The sequence below is a fragment of the Pseudomonas sp. VEM90 genome, assembly GCF_054611535.1.
The window spans coordinates 1-1429 of the sequence record NZ_JBTRAR010000057.1; the positions used below are offsets into that span (position 1 = coordinate 1).

The window sequence follows — 1429 nt, forward strand, 5'->3', positions numbered from 1 at the left end:
TAATGCCAGTCAGTTAAGACTGACGCATTGACCTTTAGCCCATAGGCCGCAAAATCCGATGCTTGGAAACGAGCATCGGATTTTTTATGCGCCTGTCAAAAGCCCTGTCCCTCACTCATGAAATGGCATCGCGGCCACATGCCCTCGAAGGGCTTGGAGCGTTGCTTGATCCAGACATTGTGAAACAGGCCTTCGAAACGGCAGGCGTCTCGACTATACGCAAGCGCCGGCTGCCGTTGGAAAGCCTGGTCTGGTGCATCATCGGCATGGCGTTGTTCCGCCGGATGTCGGTCTGGGATGTCGTGAATCACATGGACATCTTGCTGCCGGGCAAGCGACCTCTGGTGGCGCCCAGCGCTGTTGTTCAGGGACGGCAACGACTGGGTAGCGAAGCTGTTCGCGAGGTGTTCTCGCTCACCCAGCAACGATGGCATGCAGAAGTTCAACACCCGCAATGGTTGGGGTTAACGCTTTTGGGCGTGGATGGCGTGGTCTGGAATACCCCCGACACCACAGAAAACCGGGCGTGCTACGGCGGCGCGACCAACCAGCATGGCGATGGCAGCTACCCTCAAGTCCGAATGGTCTGCCAGATGGAACTGACTAGCCATCTGCTGATAAGCAGTACTTTCGAGAGCTATCACAGTAGCGAAATGAAGCTGGCCGAACAGCTGAGTGCTACCACGCCTGATCACTCGCTGACCCTGTTCGATAAAGGTTTCTACTCGTTGGGTTTGCTGCATCACTGGCAATCACAAGGCGAGCAGCGTCATTGGCTTATTCCTTTGAAGAAGGGTACCCAGTACGAGGTCGAGCACAAGCTTGGGCGCAATGATGCCGTGGTCGTTCTGCGCACCTCGCCGCAAGCCCGTAAGCAATGGCCCGGCCTGCCGCTGGAGATTCGAGCGCGGCTGTTAAGCAAGACGATCAAAGGCAAGGTGGTGAATGTACTGACCTCAATGGTCGATCCGCTGCGTTTCCCAGGTGATGAGATCGTCGACCTTTACAGTCAGCGCTGGGAAATCGAACTGGGATACCGAGAGATCAAGCAAGGGCTTTTAGGCGGTGAATATACGCTGAGAAGCAAGACGCCGGAGATGATTGCACAAGAGCTATGGGGCGTACTGCTGGGCTACAACCTGTTGCGTTATCAGATGGTGCAGATGTCTCGACAGTGCCCCGGTGTGTACCCATGCGAGATGAGTTTTACTGCCTGTAGCTGGGCAATACTGGGCTTGCTGCATGGCACATCCTTGAACCACCCCGGGAATTTGCCGGGATTTTTGTCGGATCTGCAGGCTTCGGCGGCACAATATGTTTTGCCACATCGACGGCCTGACCGATGGTTTCCGCGAACGGTGAAGCAACGTCCAGCGAAGTACCCCACCCGAAAATGAAAAATGCCAGTCAGCTTAACTGACTGGCATTA

General features: G+C 55.4%; 1 protein-coding gene. It reads left to right on the forward strand.

Annotation, left to right across the window (positions count from 1 at the left end; translation table 11 throughout):
- Window positions 1–86 precede the first annotated feature (86 nt).
- Window positions 87–1397 carry an IS4 family transposase gene (locus tag ACYCCG_RS25975; protein ID WP_209969656.1) on the forward strand — a complete coding sequence of 437 codons (1311 nt, stop codon included), beginning with the start codon at window positions 87–89 and terminating at the stop codon, window positions 1395–1397.
- Window positions 1398–1429 lie beyond the last annotated feature (32 nt).